Source organism: Streptomyces sp. NPDC001220 (assembly GCF_053597895.1).
The window spans coordinates 81,969-102,883 of the sequence record NZ_JBSFJE010000020.1 but is presented as its reverse complement, the minus strand read 5'-3'; the positions used below and the strand labels follow the sequence as shown (position 1 = coordinate 102,883).

At 71.9% G+C, this 20,915-nt stretch carries 19 protein-coding genes and 2 pseudogenes; 11 read left to right on the top strand and 10 right to left on the bottom strand.

Annotation, left to right across the window (positions count from 1 at the left end; genetic code table 11):
* Window positions 1-300 precede the first annotated feature (300 nt).
* The 5 genes from ACWDGI_RS37140 to ACWDGI_RS37120 all read left to right on the top strand — a co-directional run bounded on the left by ACWDGI_RS37140 (window position 301) and on the right by ACWDGI_RS37120 (window position 4,732).
* Window positions 301-1,218 (top strand): endo-beta-N-acetylglucosaminidase H, encoded by a 918-nt coding sequence (locus tag ACWDGI_RS37140; protein WP_450766831.1) that lies wholly within the window; start codon window positions 301-303, stop codon window positions 1,216-1,218.
* A 420-nt stretch (window positions 1,219-1,638) separates the two neighbouring features.
* Window positions 1,639-2,361, top strand: a complete 723-nt coding sequence (locus tag ACWDGI_RS37135) for a dienelactone hydrolase family protein (protein WP_450766829.1) — start codon at window positions 1,639-1,641, stop codon at window positions 2,359-2,361.
* A gap of 302 nt (window positions 2,362-2,663) precedes the next feature.
* On the top strand, window positions 2,664-2,843 hold the full coding sequence (locus tag ACWDGI_RS37130; RefSeq protein WP_450766827.1) for a hypothetical protein: 180 nt from the start codon (window positions 2,664-2,666) through the stop codon (window positions 2,841-2,843).
* Entirely contained in the window at window positions 2,840-3,727 is an 888-nt protein-coding gene (locus tag ACWDGI_RS37125) for a sugar phosphate isomerase/epimerase family protein (protein ID WP_450766825.1), read from the top strand. Before ACWDGI_RS37130 ends, ACWDGI_RS37125 begins: the two co-directional genes overlap by 4 nt.
* A 156-nt stretch (window positions 3,728-3,883) precedes the next feature.
* Complete coding sequence (locus tag ACWDGI_RS37120; protein WP_450766823.1) at window positions 3,884-4,732, top strand: sugar phosphate isomerase/epimerase family protein; 849 nt, start codon at window positions 3,884-3,886, stop codon at window positions 4,730-4,732.
* 123 nt (window positions 4,733-4,855) lie between these two features.
* On the opposite strand, the pseudogene ACWDGI_RS37115 reads toward ACWDGI_RS37120, so the two are convergent.
* Window positions 4,856-5,125 (bottom strand): annotated as a pseudogene (locus ACWDGI_RS37115) (Gfo/Idh/MocA family protein); the annotation flags it as partial.
* 39 nt (window positions 5,126-5,164) lie between these two features.
* Window positions 5,165-6,340 carry a phytanoyl-CoA dioxygenase family protein gene (locus tag ACWDGI_RS37110; RefSeq protein WP_450766821.1) on the bottom strand — a complete coding sequence of 392 codons (1,176 nt, stop codon included), beginning with the start codon at window positions 6,338-6,340 and terminating at the stop codon, window positions 5,165-5,167.
* Between the two features lie 108 nt (window positions 6,341-6,448).
* On the opposite strand from ACWDGI_RS37110, the gene ACWDGI_RS37105 reads away from it, so the two are divergent.
* Window positions 6,449-7,495 (top strand): LacI family DNA-binding transcriptional regulator, encoded by a 1,047-nt coding sequence (locus ACWDGI_RS37105; RefSeq protein WP_450766819.1) that lies wholly within the window; start codon window positions 6,449-6,451, stop codon window positions 7,493-7,495.
* Window positions 7,496-7,647: 152 nt separating this feature from the next.
* Here the strand turns inward: ACWDGI_RS37105 and ACWDGI_RS37100 are convergent, their stop codons facing one another.
* The 4 genes from ACWDGI_RS37100 to ACWDGI_RS37085 all read right to left on the bottom strand — a co-directional run bounded on the left by ACWDGI_RS37100 (window position 7,648) and on the right by ACWDGI_RS37085 (window position 12,089).
* The gene (locus tag ACWDGI_RS37100) at window positions 7,648-8,523 is read right to left on the bottom strand and encodes an SDR family NAD(P)-dependent oxidoreductase (protein WP_450766817.1); all 876 of its coding nucleotides are present in this window, start codon (window positions 8,521-8,523) and stop codon (window positions 7,648-7,650) included.
* A gap of 110 nt (window positions 8,524-8,633) precedes the next feature.
* On the bottom strand, window positions 8,634-9,557 hold the full coding sequence (locus ACWDGI_RS37095; protein WP_450766815.1) for a LysR family transcriptional regulator: 924 nt from the start codon (window positions 9,555-9,557) through the stop codon (window positions 8,634-8,636).
* A 92-nt stretch (window positions 9,558-9,649) separates the two neighbouring features.
* A complete protein-coding gene (locus tag ACWDGI_RS37090; RefSeq protein ID WP_450766814.1) occupies window positions 9,650-11,353 on the bottom strand; it encodes an NAD-dependent malic enzyme in 1,704 nt (567 codons plus the stop codon).
* A 259-nt stretch (window positions 11,354-11,612) separates the two neighbouring features.
* Window positions 11,613-12,089, bottom strand: coding sequence for a MarR family winged helix-turn-helix transcriptional regulator (locus tag ACWDGI_RS37085; RefSeq protein ID WP_450766812.1), 477 nt, complete (start codon window positions 12,087-12,089; stop codon window positions 11,613-11,615).
* Between the two features lie 269 nt (window positions 12,090-12,358).
* Here ACWDGI_RS37085 and ACWDGI_RS37080 point away from each other — a divergent pair, with 269 nt between their 5' ends.
* From ACWDGI_RS37080 to ACWDGI_RS37070, 3 genes are all read left to right on the top strand, one after another.
* Window positions 12,359-13,459 carry an MBL fold metallo-hydrolase gene (locus ACWDGI_RS37080; RefSeq protein WP_450766810.1) on the top strand — a complete coding sequence of 367 codons (1,101 nt, stop codon included), beginning with the start codon at window positions 12,359-12,361 and terminating at the stop codon, window positions 13,457-13,459.
* A 119-nt stretch (window positions 13,460-13,578) separates the two neighbouring features.
* Window positions 13,579-14,280, top strand: coding sequence for an SDR family NAD(P)-dependent oxidoreductase (locus ACWDGI_RS37075; RefSeq protein ID WP_450766808.1), 702 nt, complete (start codon window positions 13,579-13,581; stop codon window positions 14,278-14,280).
* Window positions 14,281-14,392: 112 nt separating this feature from the next.
* On the top strand, window positions 14,393-14,809 hold the full coding sequence (locus tag ACWDGI_RS37070) for a nuclear transport factor 2 family protein (RefSeq protein ID WP_450766806.1): 417 nt from the start codon (window positions 14,393-14,395) through the stop codon (window positions 14,807-14,809).
* Here ACWDGI_RS37070 and ACWDGI_RS37065 read toward each other — a convergent pair.
* Window positions 14,806-15,513 carry a LuxR C-terminal-related transcriptional regulator gene (locus tag ACWDGI_RS37065; protein ID WP_450766934.1) on the bottom strand — a complete coding sequence of 236 codons (708 nt, stop codon included), beginning with the start codon at window positions 15,511-15,513 and terminating at the stop codon, window positions 14,806-14,808. The two genes, ACWDGI_RS37070 and ACWDGI_RS37065, sit on opposite strands and share 4 nt — an antisense overlap.
* A gap of 237 nt (window positions 15,514-15,750) precedes the next feature.
* Here ACWDGI_RS37065 and ACWDGI_RS37060 point away from each other — a divergent pair, with 237 nt between their 5' ends.
* Entirely contained in the window at window positions 15,751-17,439 is a 1,689-nt protein-coding gene (locus ACWDGI_RS37060; protein ID WP_450766804.1) for an RNA polymerase sigma factor, read from the top strand.
* Here ACWDGI_RS37060 and ACWDGI_RS37055 read toward each other — a convergent pair.
* Entirely contained in the window at window positions 17,421-18,116 is a 696-nt protein-coding gene (locus tag ACWDGI_RS37055; RefSeq protein WP_450766802.1) for a glycerophosphodiester phosphodiesterase, read from the bottom strand. The genes ACWDGI_RS37060 and ACWDGI_RS37055 overlap by 19 nt on opposite strands.
* Window positions 18,117-18,149: 33 nt before the next feature.
* Window positions 18,150-19,323: pseudogene (locus ACWDGI_RS37050) on the bottom strand (adenosine deaminase); the annotation flags it as partial.
* 62 nt (window positions 19,324-19,385) lie between these two features.
* On the opposite strand from ACWDGI_RS37050, the gene ACWDGI_RS37045 reads away from it, so the two are divergent.
* Window positions 19,386-20,135: a DUF4190 domain-containing protein gene (locus ACWDGI_RS37045; protein ID WP_450766800.1), complete on the top strand. Its 750-nt coding sequence runs from the start codon at window positions 19,386-19,388 to the stop codon at window positions 20,133-20,135.
* Window positions 20,136-20,311: 176 nt separating this feature from the next.
* Here ACWDGI_RS37045 and ACWDGI_RS37040 read toward each other — a convergent pair whose 3' ends face one another.
* A complete protein-coding gene (locus tag ACWDGI_RS37040) occupies window positions 20,312-20,875 on the bottom strand; it encodes an NADAR family protein (protein ID WP_450766799.1) in 564 nt (187 codons plus the stop codon).
* Window positions 20,876-20,915 lie beyond the last annotated feature (40 nt).

Here is a 20,915-nt window from a genome sequence, read left to right as displayed (position 1 = left end):
GCTCCACTGCGGCGGACCCGCGGCGTGCATGCCTGGTTCGTCCGCGCCGGCGGTGATCGCGTCGATGCCGATCTCCATGGGTTCTGTGGGTCGCCGGCCTGGGCCGGCGCGGCAGCGCGGCGCTCTGGTAACTCCCTTGCCGGGGCCCAGGGTTACGGTGCGACGTGCGTGCGTGGGAGTCGTGAAGAGTTCCCGCATGGTTCTGGGGATGCGGTCACGGGAACGGAAGGATCCGGGGGGCTTTCCCGGCGCCCGCGAACAGGTCGGGCGCCGCTCCACGCGATGGGAGACCGATCAACGATGTTCACTCCGGTGCGGAGCAGAGTGCGGACGGCCGCGCTCGCGCTCTCGGCTGTTATGGCCCTCGCCTTAGGCGCGACCGCCACGACCGGCGCGGCAGCGGCCCCCGCTTCCGCCAAACAAGGACCAACCTCGGTGGCGTACGTCGAGGTGAACAACAACAGCATGCTGAACGTCGGCAAGTACACCCTCGCCAACGGCGGCGGCAACGTCTTCGACGTCGCCGTGATCTTCGCGGCGAACATCAACTACGACACGGGCGCGAAGGCGGCGACCCTGTATTTCAACGAGAACGTGCAACGCGTCCTCGACAACGCCGCAACGCAGATACGGCCGCTGCAGCAGAAGGGCATCAAGGTCGTCCTCTCGGTGCTCGGCAACCACCAGGGTGCGGGCTTCGCCAACTTCCCGTCCCAGCAGGCGGCTTCGGCCTTCGCGAAACAACTGTCGGACACCGTGGCCAAGTACGGCCTCGACGGCATCGACTTCGACGACGAGTACGCCGAGTACGGCAACAACGGCACCGGCCAGCCCAACGGCAGTTCGTTCGTGTACCTGGTGTCGGCACTGCGCGCCGACATGCCGGACAAGATCATCAGCCTCTACAACATCGGCCCGGCCGCGTCGCGCCTGTCCTACGGCGGCGTCGACGTCTCGTCCAAGTTCGACTACGCCTGGAACCCGTACTACGGCACCTGGCAGGTCCCCGGCATCGCACTGCCCAAGTCGAAGCTGTCGCCGGCGGCCGTCGAGATCGGCGGAACCTCGCAAAGCACGGCCGCCGACCTCGCCCGCCGCACGGTCAGCGAGGGGTACGGCGTCTACCTGACGTACAACCTCGACGGCGCCGATCGCAGCGCCGATGTCTCCGCGTTCACCAGGGAGCTGTACGGCAGTGACGCCCACTACACGCCGTAGACCGACCACACTCCCCGGCGTCCGGTGCCCCCTCGGGCCTTGCCGCATCCCGTAGGGCCGCGCCTCGGGCAGGCCGCGCTTCCGACAACGATGTCGGAAGCGCGGCCGCCATGGGTACCGTGACCTGCGCCGTACCAAAACGCCGACGAGCCCTTCCGGGACCGGCAGCGGATGCGGAGCCCATCGGGCCGGGGGGGGGGACAGGTGAGTGGTCCGATCGAGGCCGGCGCCTCCTCGGTGGTCGCGAAAACCTGTTGGCGGACCGCGGCGGCCGCTGCTAGTTTCCCGGAGGCCGTGCGAGAGAACGAGGAGGTGGTACCCGTGAACGCAGTATCGACATGGGTGCTCCCCTCCGGGGTCACGGTCGGGCGATAGGTCGTCCGGGAGCGCCGTTCAAGCGCACTCCCGAAAGGCACGATCGTGCAATTCACTTCCGAACAGCGCCTCGACGACGGCGTCCTCGAGCGCGAATTCACCCTCGGCGAGATCCCCGGCACCCTGTGGACGACTGGATCCGCACCGGCCCCGCTGGTCCTGATGGCCCACAACAACGGCCTGCCCAAGGCGGAACCCCGGCTGGTGGCCCGGGCCCGGTACACCGCGGCGCGCGGCTACGCGGTGGCCACCATCGACGCCGCCGGATGCGGTGACCGTCCCCGTTCCGCCGCCGACGAGCAGGCCCGTGCCGACCTCCGGCGGGCGATGCGGGCCGGCGAGCCGGTCGACGAGATCTTCGAGTCCTTCATCGGCCCGCTGGTCGAGAACGCCGTCCCGGAATGGCGGACCACTCTGGACGCCCTCCTCGAACTGCCCGAGATCGGCGGCCCGGTCGGGTACTCCGGGGGATGGACCGCCCTCGGCATCCGGCTGGCGGTGGCCGAGCCGCGTATCGCGGCCGCGGGCTTCTTCGCCGGGGGGTACGTGCCCCGGGCCCAGCGCGAGGAGGCCCGCCAGGTCACCATCCCGCTGCTGTACCTGCTGCAGTGGGACGACGAGGGCAACCCCCGGCAACGGGCCCTGGACCTGTTCGACGCCTTCGGCAGCAAGGAGAAGACGCTGCACGCCAATCTGGGAGGGCACACCGGCACCCCGTGGTTCGAACTGGAGGACGGGTGCCGGTTCCTGGACCGACACCTGATGTGAGGCCGGGCCGTCCGGCGGGCGGCGGACGGTAGGCGGGTCGGCCCGGATGCCGTCATCGAGGCCAGGTCGTCCCGGCCTCCCTCGATGGCGGTGTCCAGCAGGTGCGCGACCCCCGATCGGCTCGGGCCTTCTCCGCGATGATGGATAAATGACGGCCGCGATGATGGCGAATTGATTGGTTCGGGGGCTTCGCAACCTTCCCCCGGCGGACCTAGCGTTGCGGGCACGTAGACGGCCTGGCCGTGGGCTGAGCGACACCACCGGTTTCCGCGGAGGCGTCGGCTTCCTGAAGGGAGAGGGCAATGGCGCCCGTGGAACCGCTGAACGGCAGTCGCCGGCAGGCGGCCGGGGGAACCGCGCGGACTCCGGGGGGCACGTCGCCGTTCGACGGCTCGGCGGTCGGCACCGTGGCGCTCGCCAGGGCCGCGGTCGCCGACCCCGGCCCGGACTCCGACCACCACCACCGAAAGGCCACGGCATGACCACCTCACCGCTCGACCGGATCGCCGGCGCGCCCATCTCCTGGGGCGTGTGCGAAGTGCCCGGCTGGGGCTACCAGTTGACGCCCGAACGGGTGCTGAAGGAGATGCGCGAGGTCGGCCTGGCCGCCACCGAGATCGGCCCCGAGGGTTTCCTGCCCGCGGAGCCGGACGCCATGGCCCAGGTCCTCGCCCACCATGACCTGCACGCCGTCGGCGGCTTCACCCCGCTGCTGCTGCACGTCCCGGGCCACGACCCGCTGCCCGAGGCGGAACGGCTCCTGGAGAGCTACGCCGCCTCCCACGCGGAGGTCCTCGTCCTGTCGGCCATCACCGGCCAGGACGGCTACGACTCCCGGCCCGAACTCGACGCCGACGGCTGGAAGCTGCTGCTGTCCCACCTCGACCGGCTGACGGCGCTGGCCGCCGAGCGCGGGGTACGAGCCGTCCTGCACCCGCACGTCGGCACGATGATCGAGAACGGCGAGGAGGTCCGGCGCGTCCTGGAGCACTCGTCGATCTCCCTCTGCCTCGACACCGGGCACCTGCTCATCGGCGGCACCGACCCCGCCGAACTGACCCGGCAGGCACCCGAGCGCATCGCCCACACCCACATGAAGGACGTGGACGCCTCCCTCGCCGCCAAGGTCCGGTCCGGCCGTCTCACCTACACCGAGGCCGTTCGCGAAGGCATGTACCGCCCGCTCGGCGCCGGCGACGTCGATGTGCGGGCCATCGTCACCCGTCTCGCCGCCTGCGGATACGACGGCTGGTACGTCCTGGAACAGGACACCATTCTCACGGCGGAGCCCAAGGAAAAGGGACCCGTCGACCAGGTGTGGGAAAGCGCCGAGCATCTGCGTTCGGTGCTGCGCGTCACCGCGTAACGGTTTACAGCCCACGGTCTGTGCCACTGATTCCGGGTCGAAGTCACGCGGGTCCGGGCATTGGCCGCGCTCGTTCCGGCCGGCTCGGAATCCCTTTTTCCGGCCGTGCCGTCGCGGCTGGGTAGCACGGGCGTGCGAGGAAGGGAATGAGGAGAAATGACCGCTGAGGATCTGCTCGCCACCTGCTGGACCACCGCCGGCGACGCCGCGCCCGGCCGTGGTGACCAGCGCAGCCCGCTGAGCCTGCGGGAACGGGTGGAGGCCGCGGCCGCCGCGGGATTCAGGGGTTTCGGCCTGTTGTACGCGGATCTCGTGGCGGCCGAGGAGCAGTACGGGCTCGCGGGCGTCCGCGCCCTCTTCGCGGACAACGGACTCGACCACATCGAGCTGGAGCTGCTCACCGACTGGTGGGCCGACGGACCCCGGCGTACCGCCTCGGACGCGGTACGGCGAGACCTCCTCCGGGCCGCCGAGGCGCTCGGTGCGCACCACCTCAAGATCGGACCCGATGTCGAGGACGGGCCGTGGGACTTCGATGTCTGGGCCGAGGAGTTCGCCACGCTCGCGGCCCAGGCCGACGGTGCGGGCGCCCGGCTCGCCATCGAGTTCCTGCCCTGGTCCAACCTCAGGACCGTGCACGACGGCCTCCGGCTCGTCGAGGCGGCCGGGCACCCGGCCGGCGGCCTCATCGTCGACGTCTGGCACACCGAGCGCGCCCACACCCCGCCGGCCGAACTGGCGGAGGTCCCCGGCTCCCGCATCGTGGGCGTGGAACTCAACGACGCCGACGCCCTTGTCGTGGGCACCTTGTTCGAGGACACCGTCCGGCGGCGCCGGCTGTGCGGAGAGGGCTCCTTCGATCTGCGAGGGATCATCACCGCTCTCCGCGCGACCGGCTGGTCAGGGCCCTGGGGAGTGGAGATCCTGTCCGACGCGCATCGCGCGCTGCCGGTCCACGAGGCCGCCCAGGCGGCGTACCGGACGGCCGCCGCGGTGCTGGGGTAGAGCCGCGATGCTTGCCCCGAGGACAACGGCAAGCTCGTCCACTCCGGTGACCCCAGCGGCCCCAACCAGGCCAGCCTGGTGCAGAACACGATCGACCAGCTCGCGGCACCCTTTTTTCGTGTGTCACACCGTGGTCGGCGGCACCGTACGCGGCCGGACGGGGAATCCGGCCGCCTGGTAGCACTCGTCGATCAACCTCATGGTGGTCGGCGCGTCGTCGGCGTCGAGCGCCGGCGGCGCGCCGTGCCGCAGATGCGCGGCGAACGCCTCCAGTTGGTACGTGTACGACGACCGGCGGCCGAGCTCCTCCGTGCGCTCACCGCCCGCCACCCGCACCACCACCCCGTCGTCCAGGTGCGGTTGGACGAAGTTCATCGCCGTGGCCTCGCCGCGACCTCGGCCTCGAGAAGTCCCACGGGCGCGCTGTCCGGTTCAGTTCCCGCGGCGCGCGGCGGCCGAGTCCAGTTCCTCGCGCAGCCGCACGGGGGTCCAGCCCTCGGCCACGGCCTGCCAGAGGACGTCCGCCTGCGAGGGCGGAGCCAGACCGTCCACCGGCGGGTCGAGGTCCAGGTTCGTGGGGAAGGGGTAGCCCTCGGCGGTGGCGGCGACCAGGCGGCGCAGCCAGTCCTCCGGGGCGCCTTCGGCCCTGCGGCGCAGCAGCACCGGGAAGAGGGCGTTGGCCATCGCCGCGCGGTCCACCGTCTCCATCGCGCGGCCGAAGGCGGAGGAGATCTGCAGCAGGTTGGCCATCCGGCGGATGCCGGTGGACCGGTTGTGCCCGGCGGCGTGGAAGAGCGCGGGGTTGAAGAAGACGGCGTCGCCCTTGTCCAGGGGGAGTTGGACGTGCTGGGCGTCGAAGTACTCGACGAACCGGGGCAGTCGCCAGGCGAGGTAGCCCGGCTCGTACTTCTGCGAGTGCGGCAGGTACAGGGTCGGGCCGGACTCGACGGGCATGTCGCAGTGGGCCACCGCGCCCTGCAGGGTGAGGACGGGGGAGAGGCGGTGGACGTGCGCCGGGTACGCGGCGGCGCGCTCCTGGGAGAGGAAACCGAGGTGGTAGTCGCGGTGCACGCTCTGCGCGGCGCCGCCGGGATTGACGACGTTGACCTGGGAGGTCACCTGGTAGGCGGGGCCCAGCCAGGCCTCGGCGACCAGCGCCAGCAGGTCGTTGGCGTAGTAGTCGGCGAACACCTCCGGCGCCCGTACGGCGATCTTGTCCAGGGCGTTCCAGACCCGGTCGTTGGCGCCGGCCCGGGCGAAGTGGTCGCCGCGGGCCGTGCCTTCGCGGCGTTCCTCCTCGATGAGCGCGGCGAAGGCCTCCGACACCCGGTCCACGACCTGCGCCCGGGCGAACGCGCCCTTGAGGACCACGATGCCGGGTCCGTCGAGCAGCGCCCGGATCAGCTCCTCCTGTACGTCCCGACGCCCTTGGTCCGTGGCCGTGCGGCCCCGGAGCCGGGCGCCGTCGTAGAGCAACACGTTCTGCTCCACGCCCGCGGCCGACGGGTAGTCCCCGATGTCGGTCTTCTGCTCGACGAGTGAGCGGAGCGCGTCGAGATCGCAGTCGGCCTCGGTGAGCCATGTCCGCTTCGTTGCTGGGGAAGGCATCCGGGTCCTTTCGCAGTACCTGCTTTTCTGCCAGTCTTGAGAACCCGGACCCATCAATCAATGCTCAGCCGTGAATCAAAAATCCATCATCATTCCTTGGGATCAGCGATGCATCACCCCTATCCGATCAGGGAAATCGCCCGGCAGGCAGGGCTGAGCACCGCCACGGTCGACCGGGTCCTCAACCGCAGGGGCAACGTGCGGGAGAGCACCATCCGTGAGGTACAGGAAGCCATCAAGGACCTGGACCGTCAGCAGACCCAGGTCCGGATCGCGGGCCGGACCTTCATGATCGACATCGTCATGCAGACACCGGAGCGGTTCTCCACCGCCGTACGCGAGGCGCTGGAGGCCGAACTCCCCTCCCTGCATCCCGCCGTCGTGCGCTCACGCTTCCACTTCCGTGAGACCTGCTCGGCGGCGGAGCTGACCGGCACCCTCGACAAGGTCGCCAAGCGCGGTTCGCAGGGCGTGATCCTCAAGGCCCCCGACCTGCCGGAGATCGCCGCCGCCGTCGGCCGGCTGGTCGCGGCCGGCATCCCGGTCGTCACCCTGGTGACCGACCTGCCGCACAGCCCGCGCCGGGCGTACGTCGGCATCGACAACCGCGCGGCGGGCGCCACCGCCGCCTACCTCCTCCAGCAATGGCTCGGCGACCGGCCGGGCAACGTGCTCACCACGATCAGCCGCGGTTCCTTCCGGGGCGAGGAGGAGCGCGACATGGGCTTCCGCAGCGCCATGCGGCTCGCCGGCGCCAAGCGTGCCCTGGTCGAGGTCACCGACAGCGACGGCCTGGACGCCACCCAGCACGACCTCGTTCTCGACGCGCTCAAGCGTGACCAGGACATCGTGGCGGTCTACTCCATGGGCGGGGGCAACCTCGCCACGCTGGGCGCGTTCGACGACCTCGACAGGCCGTGTGCCGTCTTCATCGCACACGACCTCGACCACGACAACACACGGCTGCTGCGGGAACGCCGCCTCTCCGCCGTCCTCCACCACGACCTGCGCCAGGACGTGCGCCGCGCCTGCCAGACGGTCATGCGGGCCCACAAGGCACTGCCGGACGACGGCCCGACCCTCCCCTCGGCGATCCAGGTGGTCACACCCTTCAATCTGCCGCCCGACGTCTCTCCCGGGCCGTCCACGGGCTGAGGCCTGGACCCGCGCACGCACGGCCCGTACGGGCGCCTGCACCTTCGTCTCCTCCTGCTCCGCCGCCGACGCGGCCCGGGAGGTCCGGGCCGTGGCGCGGAAGCAGCGGAGGCCGGGGGAGCCGCGGCCGTCCTGTCCGGCCTGTTCGTGAACTAGCCCATCGGCGGGGCCTGGTCGGGGAGTTCGGCCGGGTAGTCCTGGCCGAAGTCGGCCGATCGGCTCACCTGCTCCCAGGCGGCGGCCTCCGCCAGCTGGCCGCGCGAGTAGCTCTGCGCCATCTGCACGGCGCCGACGCCGAGGAGCAGGTGGGTGGGCGGGTTCTTCGCCTTGACGACCCGGACCAGGATCTCGCCGGCGCGCCCGGGGTCGCCGGCGGCGGCGACGGAACCGCCGAGCAGGCGGGCCATCTCCCCGACCGTGGGGTCGTACTCCGGCGCGACCTCGGGGATCCGCATCGAGGGGCCGGCCCAGTCGGTGGCGAAGCCGCTGGGCTCCACGACCAGGCAGCGGATACCGAAGGGCGCGGTCTCGGCGGCGAGCACCCGGGTGAAGCCGTCGACGGCGAACTTGGCGGCCTGGTACGAGCCGAGGCCGGGTGTGCCGCCGACGCGACCGCCGATGGAGGAGAACTGCACGATGGTGCCGCCGCCCTGGGCCCTGAGGATCGGGAGCGCCGCGGTGGAGACGTGGTAGACGCCCCAGAAGTTGGTGTCGAACTGACGGCGGAAGTCGTCCTCGGGGGTCGTCTCCACGGCGTCGAGGTTGGCGTATCCGGCGTTGTTGACCACGACGTCGATCCGGCCGAAGCGGTCGACGGCCGCCCGGAGTGCGGCCACGGCGGCCGTCCGGTCGGTGACGTCGAGCGCGACGGGCAGCACGCGGTCACCGTACTTCTCGACCAGGTCGTCGAGCTGCTCGGGCCTGCGGGCGGTGGCCACGACGTGGTCGTCGGCCTCCAGGGCCGCGATCGCGAGGCTGCGGCCGAAGCCGCGGGACGAGCCGGTGATGAACCAGGTGTGGGTACTCATACCGACAGCACAACACGGTTTCGTTATTAGCGCAACCGCGTTGTGTTAAATGCCTCGGGTGCTCGGGTGCTCGGGTGCTCGGGTGCTCGGGTGCTCGGGTGCTCGGGTGCTCAGGGGAGTCGCGGCACCCCGTCCGTCCCGGCCGGCGTGTTCAGGGCGTGGTCGAGGAAGCGCCGGGTGGCCGGGGGCAGCGTGCGGGCGGCCAGACAGGCGACGCCGATGTCCCGGGCGGCCCGGACGTCGGTGACCGCGAGGTAGCGGATGGGGAGGTCGGGGTTGGTTTCCGGGGCCGCGGTGGCGTCCGGGGCGGCCGGGATCAGGGAGACGCCGAGTCCCGACGCGACCAGCCCGCGCAGCGTCTCCACCTCCTCGCCCTCGAAGCCGACCAGAGGGCTGAACCCGGCCTGGCGGCAGAGGGTCTCGGTGACACTGCGCAGGCCGTATCCGGGCTTGAGCACGATGAACTGTTCGTCGGCCACCTCGGCCAGCCGCACCCGCCGGCGCTGCGCGAGCCGGTGGCGGGCCGGCACGGCCAGCCAGAGCGGCTCGACCAGGAGCCGCCGCCAGGTGATCAGCGGATGGCCGGGGTCCTTGCCGGTGATGATCAGGTCCGCGGTGGCGTCCAGGAGGTGCTGGGTCAGGCCGTTCTCGTCCGCCTGGTGCAGTTCGAACCGGACGGCGGCGAAGCGCTGCCGGAAGCCGGTGACCAGTCTGGGTACGAGCCAGGTGCCCAGGGTGTGCAGGAAGGCCAGCGACACCACGCCCGTGTCGGGGTCGACGACCTCGGCCACCGCCCGCCGCCCCCGGTCGTAACCGTCCAGCACGGTGTCGACGTACTCCTTGAACACCCGCCCGGCCGGGGTGAGTTGCAGTACTCGTCCGACCCGCTGGAGGAGTTCCGCGCCGATCTCGCCCTCCAGCCGGTTCAGGGCCCGGGAGAGGGCGGGCTGGGTGATGTGCGCGGCGGCCGCGGCCTCGGTGACGGTCACGCCCTCGGCGACGGCCTGGAAGGAGCGCAGTACCTGGAGATCCATGCTCCTATTCTCCCGCCGCATCGGACGGGCCGGATGCAGGCCGTGAGGGCATGAGGAAGGCGCCCCGGTCGTCGCGTGGAGCCGCGTCTGCCTCAGACGGCCTTGATCGGCGGGTACACCGGCTGCCATATCGCGGCCCGCACCCGGTCCTCGACGGAGTCGTCCACCGTCGTGCGGGCCACCCCGTCGGCGGCCGCGGCGCGGGCCACCGCGACCGCCACGGCCACCGACGTCTCGCGCAGCTGGTCGGTGAGGGGCAGGATCGGCGCGCCGGGGCCGGTGGCGTCGGTCTGGCCGGCGACGGCGTGCGCGGCGGCGGCCAGCATGCCGTCGGTGACCCGGGTGGCCCGGGCGACGATCGCGCCGAGCCCGAGGCCCGGGAAGATCAGCGCGTTGTTGGCCTGCCCGATCGCGTACCTGACCCCGTCCTGCTCGACCGGGCGGAACGGGCTCCCGGTGGCGATCAGGGCGCGGCCGTCCGTCCAGGCCAGCAGGTCCGCCGGGACCGCCTCGGCCAGGTCCGTCGGGTTGGACATCGGCAGGATGATCGGACGCTCGGCGTGGGCGGCCATCGTACGGACGATGTCCTCGGTGAAGGAGCCGCCCTGGCCGGAGGTGCCGATCAGGACCGTCGGCCGTACCCGTTCGACGACCTCGGCCAGCGCGATGCCGCCCACCTTCTCGTCCCGGCGCCAGTCGGCGACCTCGGCGGCCGGGCGGGCGTAGCGGACCTGGAAGTCGCGCAGCCCCTCCTGGTCCTCGGTGAGCAGGCCGTAGCGGTCCACGCCGAAGATGCGGGCGGTGGCCTCCTCGACGGTCAGTCCGTCGGCGACCATGGCGTCGCGCAGCTGGTCGGCGATGCCGATGCCGGCGGTGCCCGCGCCGAAGATCACCGCGCGGTGGTCGCGCAGTCGGATCCCGCTGGCCTTCACCCCGGACAGCACGGCGGCGAGGTTGACGGCGCCGGTGCCCTGCACGTCGTCGTTGAAGGTGAACTCGGTCGGACGGTAACGCTCCAGGATGCGGCGGGCGTTGGCCGGACCGAAGTCCTCCCAGTGCAGCAGGGCGTCCGGGAAGAGCCGGCGGGCGGTGGTGACATAGGCGTCGATGAAGGCGTCGTACGTCTCCCGGTCCGCCCGCGGGTGCCGGTTGCCCAGGTAGAGCGGGTTCTCCAGGAGTTCCTGGCGGTTGGTGCCGACGTCCAGCATGACCGCCAGGGTGCGGTTCGGGTCGATGCCGGCGGCGGCGGTGTAGACGGCGAGCTTGCCCACCGAGATGTCGATACCGCCCACCCCCCAGTCGCCGATGCCGAGGATCGCCTCGCCGTCCGTGGCGACGATCAGGTCGAGGTCGTCCGGGCCCAGGCCGGTGGCGGTGAGCGCCCCCTCGATCTCCTCCGGCGCGTCCACCGACAGGTACACGCCGGCCGGGCGCCGGTACTCGTTGCTGTAGCGCTGGATCGCCCTGCCGACGGTCGGGGTGTAGACGATGGGCAGCATCTCGTCGAGGTGGTCGCCGAGCAGCCGGTAGAAGAGCACCTGGTTGCGGTCGTGCAGCGCGGTGAGGTTGACGTTCTTGGCCAGGTCGGTGGGCTGGGCCGCGTACTGCTGGTACGCCCGCTCGGCCTGCTGCTCCAGGGTCAGCACCGCGGGCGGCACCAGACCCACCAGACCCAGTGACTCCCGTTCCTCCCGGGTGAAGGCCGTGCCCCGGTTGAGACGGGGCTGGGAGAGCACGGCACGGCCACGGGCGGTCGTCTCGATGTGCCCCTCGTCGGCGTTCCACTGGGTCCCCATGATCGGCTCCTTCTCCGTTTTCCGCGTTGCTTCCAGGGTGCTTCCTGAGCGCGTCCGGGTCGCTTCGAGGCGTGTTCCGGTGCCTCGCGCCTCCGGGGGAACGCGCTCTCCGGAAGCCTCGCAGCCGGATATGCATGCGTCCAATGCCTGGAAAAGAAGCGAACCATGAGCACGGTGCATGTATGCCGAGTCACCTCGGCGTTCGGCGGGGCGTGGCGGTGCCCGGGGCGGGGCGGACCCGCGGTGACGGAGTGGTGGGTCAGCCGCGGCGCGCGGTGGCGTAGGCGCGCTCCAGCTCCGCGACCGTGCTGAGGAAGTCGGCGCCCTCCAGCCGGCGCAGGGTGTCGGTGGCGAGCCGGTCGAGGGTGGTCCAGAGGTCGGCGAGCGGCTCGCGGAGCGCCTCCCCGCCCTCGGCGAGCGAGACCACGAAGGCCCGGCGGTCGTGTTCGGCGCGGGCCCGGGCGACCAGGCCCGCGTCCTCCATACGGCGGATCGACCGCGAGACCGTGGAGTGGTCGAGTCCGACCGCCTGCTGCAACTCGGCCTGGGTCTGGCCGTCCCGGTCGAAGAGCCGCATCAGGATCAGTTCCTGGCCGGGGTGCAGGCCGAGCCTGAGGAGGAGTTCGGCGCCGTAACCGTGCAGTTCCCGGGAGAGGGCGAAGAGCCCGAAGCTGACCGGGGCGCGCTCGACGAGGCTGGGCCGAGGCATCACCGGATCGGGCTTCGCGGCTGGCATGGCGCTCCTCGTCTGGCGGGCGATAGGGGGCGGAGACTCGCTGTTCCGCCGCTTCCGGGGCTGCGAACACCTTAGTCGCGGCGGATGCCGGGAGCCGGGTCGTGGCCGGCTCCCGAGGGGCGGCATGCGTTCGGCTCCGCTGCGGAACAGGTGGATAATTACTTGCCTGCGCAAGCTAATTAAGGCTACGGTGAGCCCGTTGCGCCGGGCGGGAGTCGCAGGGGCGGATCGCCCCTGGCCCTCCCGGGACCGTTCCGAAGGGAATCGACATGTCAGCCAGCTCCGAATCCGGAACCGATCGCCGTTCGTTCCTCGCCAGAGTCGCCGCGGCCACCGCCGTACCGGCTGCCGCGGCCCTGGTCGCCGGGGGAGCCGCGACGCCGGCCTCGGCGGCCGCCTCCCGCACCTCGGCCGCCGGATCCGCCGGCGCGGGTCTGCCGGACTACGCTCCGGTGCCCGCGGGATCCCTCGGCCCGGCGGTCAACAGCCAGGGCTACTACGTCGGCCGCGTGAAGAACAACCTCTACTGGGTGACCGACGGCGACTACCAGGCCGCCTTCCTCACCACCCGGGAGGGTGTCGTCCTGTTCGACGCCCCGCCGACCATCGGCCACAACCTGCAGCGCGCCGTCGACGAGATGGCCGCCGCCAACGGCACCAGCAACAAGGTCACCCACATCGTCCACTCCCACCACCACTCCGACCACGTCGGCGCGTCCGGGCTCTTCGGCCGCGACGTGGTCCGGATCGGGCACGAGGAGAACCGCCGGCTGCTGCGGCGCGACAACGACCCGGACAAGCCCGCGCCCGAGGTCACCTTCGCCGACCGCTACACCCTGCACGTCGGCGGCGAGCGGGTCGAACTCGCGCACCACGGCAGTAACCACTCGCCGGACAACATCTACATCCGGTTCCCGCACCACGACGCGCTGATGCTGGTCGACATCACCATCCCGGGCTGGGCCCCGTTCGGCGCGCTCAACTACAGCGAGGACATCCAGGGTTACCTCGCGGCCCCGGCCAAGGCGCTGTCGTACCCCTGGAAGTACCACATCGCCGGTCACATGGGACGGCTCGGCAGGCGTGCCGACGTCACCGTGCACCAGCAGTACATCGACGACCTGACCGCCTCGCTCGAGCAGGCGCTCGGGACCGTGGACTACGGGGTCTACGCGGCGAAGTACGGGAACAACATCTGGGCCGTCGTGAAGACCTGGCTCGACGAGGTCTGCCGGCAGGCGGCCGCCCCGGTCGCGGCCAAGTACACCGGGACGCTCGCGGCCGCCGACGTCTTCACCGAGAGCAGCGCCTTCTCGCTCGTGGAGTCCCTGCGGCTGGACCTCGGTCTGGGCAGCGCCATCCACCCCTGACAGGTTCTTGCCTCACCATTTCATTGCTGGAACAAGCAAATATGACGGCCGGTGCGGTACGTGGGTGACGTCGGGAAGTCGTCGTCCTGCCGCACCGGCCCTACCAGTGGGAGCACCTGATGTCCGAGAAACCCATCGCACCCAGGGTCGCCGTCGTCGTGGGCGGGGCCGGGGCCATCGGCGGCGCCATCGTCCGCGAGCTGGCCGCACGCGGCCACACCGTACGGGTCCTGGACCGCGCCGGCGACATCGCCTGCGACCTGGCCGACGCCGGGGACGTACGGGCGGCGGCGCGCCGCGTGCTGACCGAGAACGGGCGGTGCGACGTGCTGGTGCACGCGGCCGCCGCCACCGACCTGATGGACGTGGAGACCGTGGACCTGGACGCCTGGCGCCGGGTCCAGGCGGTCAACGTCGAGTCCGCGGTGCTGCTCGCCCAGGCCTTCGTGCCCGGGATGCGGGAGCGCGGCTTCGGCCGGATCGTGCACATCCTCTCCGACACCTTCTGGCGGCCCCCGAGCCCGGACCTGCTGGCGTACGTGACCAGCAAGGGCGCGCTGGTGGCCGTCACCCGCGCGCTCGCGGCGTCGCTCGGGCGGCACGGGATCTCGGTGACCGGAGTGGCGCCGGGGCTGACCCGGACCGCGTCCACCGCCTACCAGCCGGACGCCGCCTTCGAAGCCTCGCAGGCCGGGCAGGCGCTGCCCCGTGCGCTGACGCCCGAGGACGTGTCGGCGACGGTCGGCTTCCTGGCGAGCGACGCCGCCGAGGCGCTGACCGGCCAGATCCTGACCGTGGACGGCGGTGGAGTCTTCACGTGAGCCGTCGGACCGCTTGACTTGTGTGGCTAGCCAAGTAATTATGTGGCTAGCCACATTAATGCGTGGGTCACTGCGCACGCGGCCCACTCCTCAGCATGATGGGAAACGAACCATGAGCGAGACCCTTACCGCCGCCGACCTGGTGCGGCGCAGCCTCGACACCTTCCTCGCCAAGGACATGAAGGCCTGGGCGGACCTGTGCGACGAGAACGTGGTCGTCGAGTTCCCCTTCGCCCCCGAGGGCAGCCCCGCCCGGCTGGAGGGCCGGACCGCCGTCTACGAGTACCTGCGCGGTTACCCCGACCTCATCGACGTGCAGCAGATCACGTCGGCGACCATCCGCGGCACCGACGACCCGGACACGGCCGTCGCCGACTGGAGCGTCACCGGCCGGGTCCTGGCCAACGGGAACCCGTACGACATGAGTTACGCGACGTTCGTGACGTTCAAGGACGGCAGGATCGTCAAGTACCGCGAGTACTGGAACCCGCTCGCGTTCATCAAGGCGCTGGGCGGCGAGAGCTTCTAGGCCGCGGGCCGGATCAGCCCCGACTCGTAGGCGAAGGCCACCGCCTGCACCCGGGCACGGGCGCCGATCTTCGCCAGGACGTTGCTGACGTGGGTCTTCACGGTGGTCGGGGCGATGGACAGCCACTGGGCGATCTCCGCGTTGGACCAGCCGGAGGCCACGGCGACCAGGACGTCGCGCTCGCGCTCGGTGAGGGCGCCGAGCCCCGTGGTCCGGGGGAGTGGGCGGACGGTGTGCTGCTGGCGGACGGCGTCGATGAGCGCGCGCGTCAGGCCGGGCGTGATGACGGCGTCCCCGGCGGCCACCACCCTGATGGCCGCGGTCAGTTCGGCCGGGTCGGCGTCGTCGAGCAGGAAGCCGCCGGCGCCCGCCCGCAGGGCGGCCCAGGCCTCCGCCTCCTGCTCGGCGGCGGTCAGCACCAGAACCCGGGGGGCGTAGGCGTCCTCGGCGGCGGCGGGGAATCCGGGGGTGCGGGTCGTCCGCAGGGCTGGGTGGGTGAGGTGCCGGATGGTCTCGGTGCCGGCCGCCCCGGACAGCCGACTGTCCATGAGGACGACGTCGGGGCGGAGCGCGGCGCTCGCACGGATCGCCCCGTCCCCGTCCGTCGCCTCCCCGGCGACCGTCAGGCCGGGCTCGGCGGCGAGGAGCATGCGCAGGGCGAGGCGTTGGAGGGATTGGTCGTTGACGACGAGTACGGAGACCATGCCTGTCTTCTCCATGCGAGGTCCGTTCCGTGAACGAAACAGTTTCGTTCACATGCTACGCCTGGATCGACGGCCGGGGGAGAGTGGGTCCGCTCACTCGTCTCGCGCACGGCCTCTGCTCACGAGCGAGGTCACCCCGAAACGGAAAAAGTGTTATCGCGGAGCCCCGTGCTCCGTCTCCGTCGCTGTGATCCCCGACATTGCCAAGCTCACCGCCCCGGCTGAGAAGGTGCGGTCATGAGGACGGACGTACACGTGTCGCGGCAGTGGCGCACCACCATCGCGGCGGCGCAGGCGGGCGACCGGCGAGCGCTGGACGAACTGGTCGAGGGCTGGCTGCCCTTGGTCTACAACGTGGTCGGCCGCGCCCTCAACGGCCATGCCGACGTCGACGACGTCGTCCAGGAGACCATGCTGCGTGCCGTCGACCACCTCGGCACCCTCCGCGACCCGGACAGCTTCCGGTCCTGGCTGGTGGCCATCGCCATGCGGCAGATACGGGACCGGGCGCGCCGCAGGCAGGAGCGGAAGCTGGACGAGAGGGTCCCGGACGGCGCTGCGGACTTCGCCGAACTCACCGTGCTGCGGCTCCAGTTGGAGGGCCAGCGGCGGGAGGTCGCGGAGGCGGTGCGCTGGCTGGACGCGGAGGACCGGCAGCTGGTGTCCCTGTGGTGGCTGGAGGTCTCGGGCGAACTCACCCGGCGTGAGCTGGCGGCGGCCGTCGGCATCAGCCGGCAGCACGCCGCCGTCCGCGTGCAGCGGATGAAGGAGCGGCTGGAGATCTCGCGGGGCATCGTGCGCGCGCTGGACGGTGCCTGCCCCGAGCTGCGCGAGCTGACCGCCCGCTGGGACGGGCATCCCGACTCCGTCTGGCGCAAGCGGCTGGCCCGGCACGTCCGGGGCTGCGGCTACTGCGGCGACACCCGCGACTCCGTCGTACCGGCGCAACGGCTGCTGGCCGGCATCGCCCTGGTGCCGGTCCCGGTCGGCTTCACGCTGTCGCTGGCGTTCGGCGGCAAGACGGCGGCCGCGGCGACCGCCGCCGGCTGGTCGGCGAAGGTGCTGGGCGCGCTGACCAAGCCCGCGGTGGCGGTCACGGCGGGCGCGACGATCGTGGCGGGCGGCGCGTACGTCGTCGTACAGACCCCGAACCGTCCGGCACCGCACACGGCCACCGCGCCCACGGCGTCGATCACCGGCGCGCCGGTGCCGGCACCGACCCCGGCGACCACTGCCCCGCCGTCCCCGCCGGCCTCGCCGTCCGCCTCGCCGTCACCTTCCCCGTCGGCGAGCACCGCCCGGTACGGCTCGGTCGTCGACGCGGTCGACAGGGCGCCGGACCCGGACACCAGGCCCGGCACGCTGCCGCACCGGCCGGAGACGGGGATCACCAGCACGGGCGGGGCGCACGCGGTGCTGAACCATCGCGGGGACACCGTGACACTGACCGGGCGGGGCTATGTCCTGGTCCGCTGGCAGATCGCCCCGCTGTCCCGGGCCGGCAGCCTCGTCATGCCGAGCTGGACCGGCCTGAAGGGCAGGCTCTTCCACGTGGCGTCGGGTGGCGGCCGCCGGATGGACGACCGCATCAGCAGCACGGACGCCACCGCCACCGGCATGGGCAGCTCGGCCACCGGCTATGCGGTCCTGCCGGCCGGCACCCAGCAGATGTGGCAGAACGAGTACTTCTACGTCGACGGCGGCGTGACGCTCACGGTGAACGAGCGGGGAGCGGACTACGGGGTGAGCGTCTTCCCCTCGACCTGGGACGCGGTGGAGAAGGACGTCCGGTACGGGCCGCCGGACGGAGCCATCCGCTACGGGCTCGTCCGGGACGACGGGAAGGACTCGGCGCCGGTTCCGCAGTACGTGACACGGGGGACGCCCGTCGATCCGGCGACGGTCGCTCAGCGCTCGGTGGTGTAGCGCCGGAGCTCGTCGAGCACGTCCACCCGGTTCGTGGTGATCGAGTCGACGCCCATGTCCAGCAGGCGGCGCATCGACCGGCGGGTGTCCGGGGTCCAGCAGGACACCAGGTGGCCGCCGCGGTGGACGTGCTCGGTCAGGGCGTGGTCGAGCAGGGTGAAGCGGTAGTTGAGGTAGCGGGGGCGGATCACGTCCAGGAGCGCCGGGCGCACGGGCGCCAGCGTCTTGCGGGTCAGGGCGATCTCCGCCGCCGCGTCCGCCGCCCGTACCGCCAGCATCGCCGCCGCGTCCCCCGTGTAGTAGACACGGTCGGCGGCACCGCACTCGCGGGCCACGGCCACGATCCTGGCCACCGCCCGCTCGCTCGGAGCGCCGGGCAGGTCGATCATCACCCGGCTGTCCTCCGCCGCCGCCAGCGCCTCCGCGAGCGTCGGTACCCCGTCGTCCGTGAGGCCGCGCACCTCGTCGGCGGAGAGCGCGCCCAGCGGGCGGTCGACTCCCCAGAGGCGCTTCAGGGTCTCGTCGTGCAGGAGGACGGGGACGCCGTCACGCGTCAGCCGTACGTCGATCTCCACCGCGTCCGCGCCCTGTTGGAGCGCGGAACGCAGGGAGGCGGACGTGTTCTCGCGGAAGCGGTAGGGGTCGCCGCGGTGGGCCACGGCGGTCACGGTCTGCATGGGCCCATGTTCTCAGGGCCGCGCAGGGGTTTTTCAGGGGGCGAGCCATGCCTTCGTGTACGCGTCGATCTCGGCCGAGATCCTCGCCTTGCCCGTCCGGTCCAGGAAGGACGCCTCCACCGCGTTCCTGGCGAGGTCGGCCACACCGCGCTCGTCGAGGCCGAGGAGCCGGGCGGCGACCGCGTACTCGTTGTTCAGGTCGGTGCCGAACATCGGCGGGTCGTCGGAGTTGACCGTGACCAGCACGCCCGCGTCCACGAACTCCTTGATCGGGTGCTCGTCCAGGGTGCGGACCGCGCGCGTGGCGATGTTGGAGGTCGGGCACACCTCCAGGGCGATGCGCCGCTCGGCGAGGTGCGCGAGGAGCTTCGGGTCCTGCGCGGAGCTGGTGCCGTGACCGATGCGCTCGGCATGCAGGTCGACCAGGGCGTCCCAGACCGTCTGGGGGCCCGTCGTCTCGCCGGCGTGCGGGACGGAGTGCAGGCCGGCCGCGACGGCCCGGTCGAAGTACGGCTTGAACTGCGGCCGGGGCACGCCGATCTCGGGGCCGCCGAGACCGAAGGAGACCAGGCCCTCCGGACGGAGCCGGTCGTCGGTCGCGAGCCGGACCGTCTCCTCGGCGGCCTCCAGGCCCGCCTCGCCGGGGATGTCGAAGCACCACCGCAGCACGGTCCCGAACTCGCTCTCCGCCGCCTTCCGCGCGTCCTCGATCGCGTCCATGAAGGCCCGTGCGTCGATCCCGCGCCGGGTGGAGGAGAAGGGGGTGATGGTCAGCTCGGCGTAGCGCACCTGCTGGCGGGCCAGCTCGCGGGCCACCTCGTAGGTGAGCAGCCGGACGTCCTCGGGCGTGCGGATCAGGTCGACGACCGACAGATAGACCTCGATGAAGTGGGCGAAGTCCGTGAACGTGAAGTAGTCGGCCAGGGCCTCGGGGTCGGTGGGCACCTTGGAGTCGGGGTGCCGTGCGGCCAGTTCCGACACGATCCGGGGGGAGGCGGAGCCGACGTGGTGGACATGCAGTTCGGCCTTGGGCAGCCCGGCGATGAAGGCGTGCACGTCGCGGAGGGCGGGTTCGGCGTGGCGGTCGGTCAAGGGTTCCTCCCCGGAACGGCGCGGGGCCGCCTTCGGCGGTGGTACGGCCGTGAGCTGGCCCCTTGCGCGGTGATCGGCTGATCGGTGATTCGGGGCCATCGTAGGCCGGACCGGCGTTCGAGGTGGACGGGCCTTAGCATGACGGCGGCACGCGTGCGGGAGAGGGGACATCGCGAGATGGCTGACGAGGCGCCGGAAGCTCCGAAGATACGGCTGGACAAGACGGCCGACGCGGGGGAGGGGGCGGGGGCCGGGGCAGCGGCGTCGCCCCCGATCCAGGATCAGGCGCCGCCGCCCCCGATCCACGACCAGCGGACGGTCGCGGCGATGCCGGGGGCGGAGGACGGGGCGCCGCCCCAGGGCTGGGCGAACCCCTATGCGGCGCCGTCGGACGCGGCTCCGGCCGCGCCCGCCAACCCGTTCGCCGCGCCGGGTGCGCCGGGTGCGCCGGGCGCGTACGCGGCGCCGGGTCCCTATGCCCCGCCCGCGCTTCCGCCGTATCCGCAGAGTGCGGCGGTGCCTCCGCCGCCGATGGCTCCGGACGGGCCCGGTCAGGTTCCCTACGGCTACCCGGCCGCACCGGCTCCCGGGCCGGGGTACGGCTACCCGGGGCAGCCCTTTCCGTCGTACCCCGGCGGCCCCGGCGGGTACGGCGGCTGGCCCGGTATGCAGCCGATGCCCAACAACGGGCTGGGCACGGCCGGTCTCGTCACCGGGATCATCAGTGTGGTCGGGTTCTGTGCGTGGCCGGTCGCGCTGGTGATGGGGGTGCTGGCCATCGTCTTCGGTTCGATCGGGCGGGCCCGGGTCCGGCGCGGGGAGGCCACGAACGCGGGGCAGGCGCTGGCGGGGATCATCTGCGGGTCGGCGGGGCTGCTGCTTGCCGTCGGGTTCATCGTGGTGATCGTGGTGGCGAGCACGCGGTAAGGGGGGCGCCGGGGGGCGGGTGCGGCCGGTGGCCGGGTGCGGGTGGACGTGGGCGGGTCGCGCAGTTCCCCGCGCCCCTTTGGGTGGGACCAGTTTCCGTCGGCCGGGAGTGCTCGGTCTTCCGCCCTGTAGGTGGGACCAGTTTCCGTCGGCCGGAAGCGCCCCCGCCTGTAGACCTACACCCCCGCCGCCCGCAGCCGCTCCCGCGCCTCCATCAGTGCGAACCCCAGCAGGTTCAGCCCCCTCCAACGGGACGGGTCCGCCGCTCTCTCGTCCGTGGCCGCCAGGCCGATGCCCCATACCCGGTCCACCGGGCTCGCCTCCACCAGTACCCGCTCGCCGGTGCCGAGCAGGTACGCGCGCAGGTGCGGGTCGGCCGCGAACTTGTGCACGCTGCCGCGCGCCACGATCTCGAAGCGCTCCCGCTCCCATGTCGCCTCGTCGAAGTTCCGGACCAGCCGGCCCGCCTTCTTCGCCTCGGCCGGATGCCCGGCCGCCACCACCCGGCGCTCCGCCTCCGCGTCCCCGAACAGCCGGGCCTTTCCTGCCATCATCCAGTGCTCGGCGGTCGCGTATTCCACACCGTCGACCACGAAGCGTGACGGCCACCACTGGCTCAGGCAGCTCGCCGAGAGCTGTCCGTCCGGCCTCGGCCGGTGTCCCCAGAAGTGCAGGTACTTGATCCCGGCCCCCGCCCGGACGGCCCTGATCAGGGCTTCCGCAGAATCGATCTTCGCCATGCACGCCAGTCTGGCAGGCACCACTGACACTCCGTCCTGC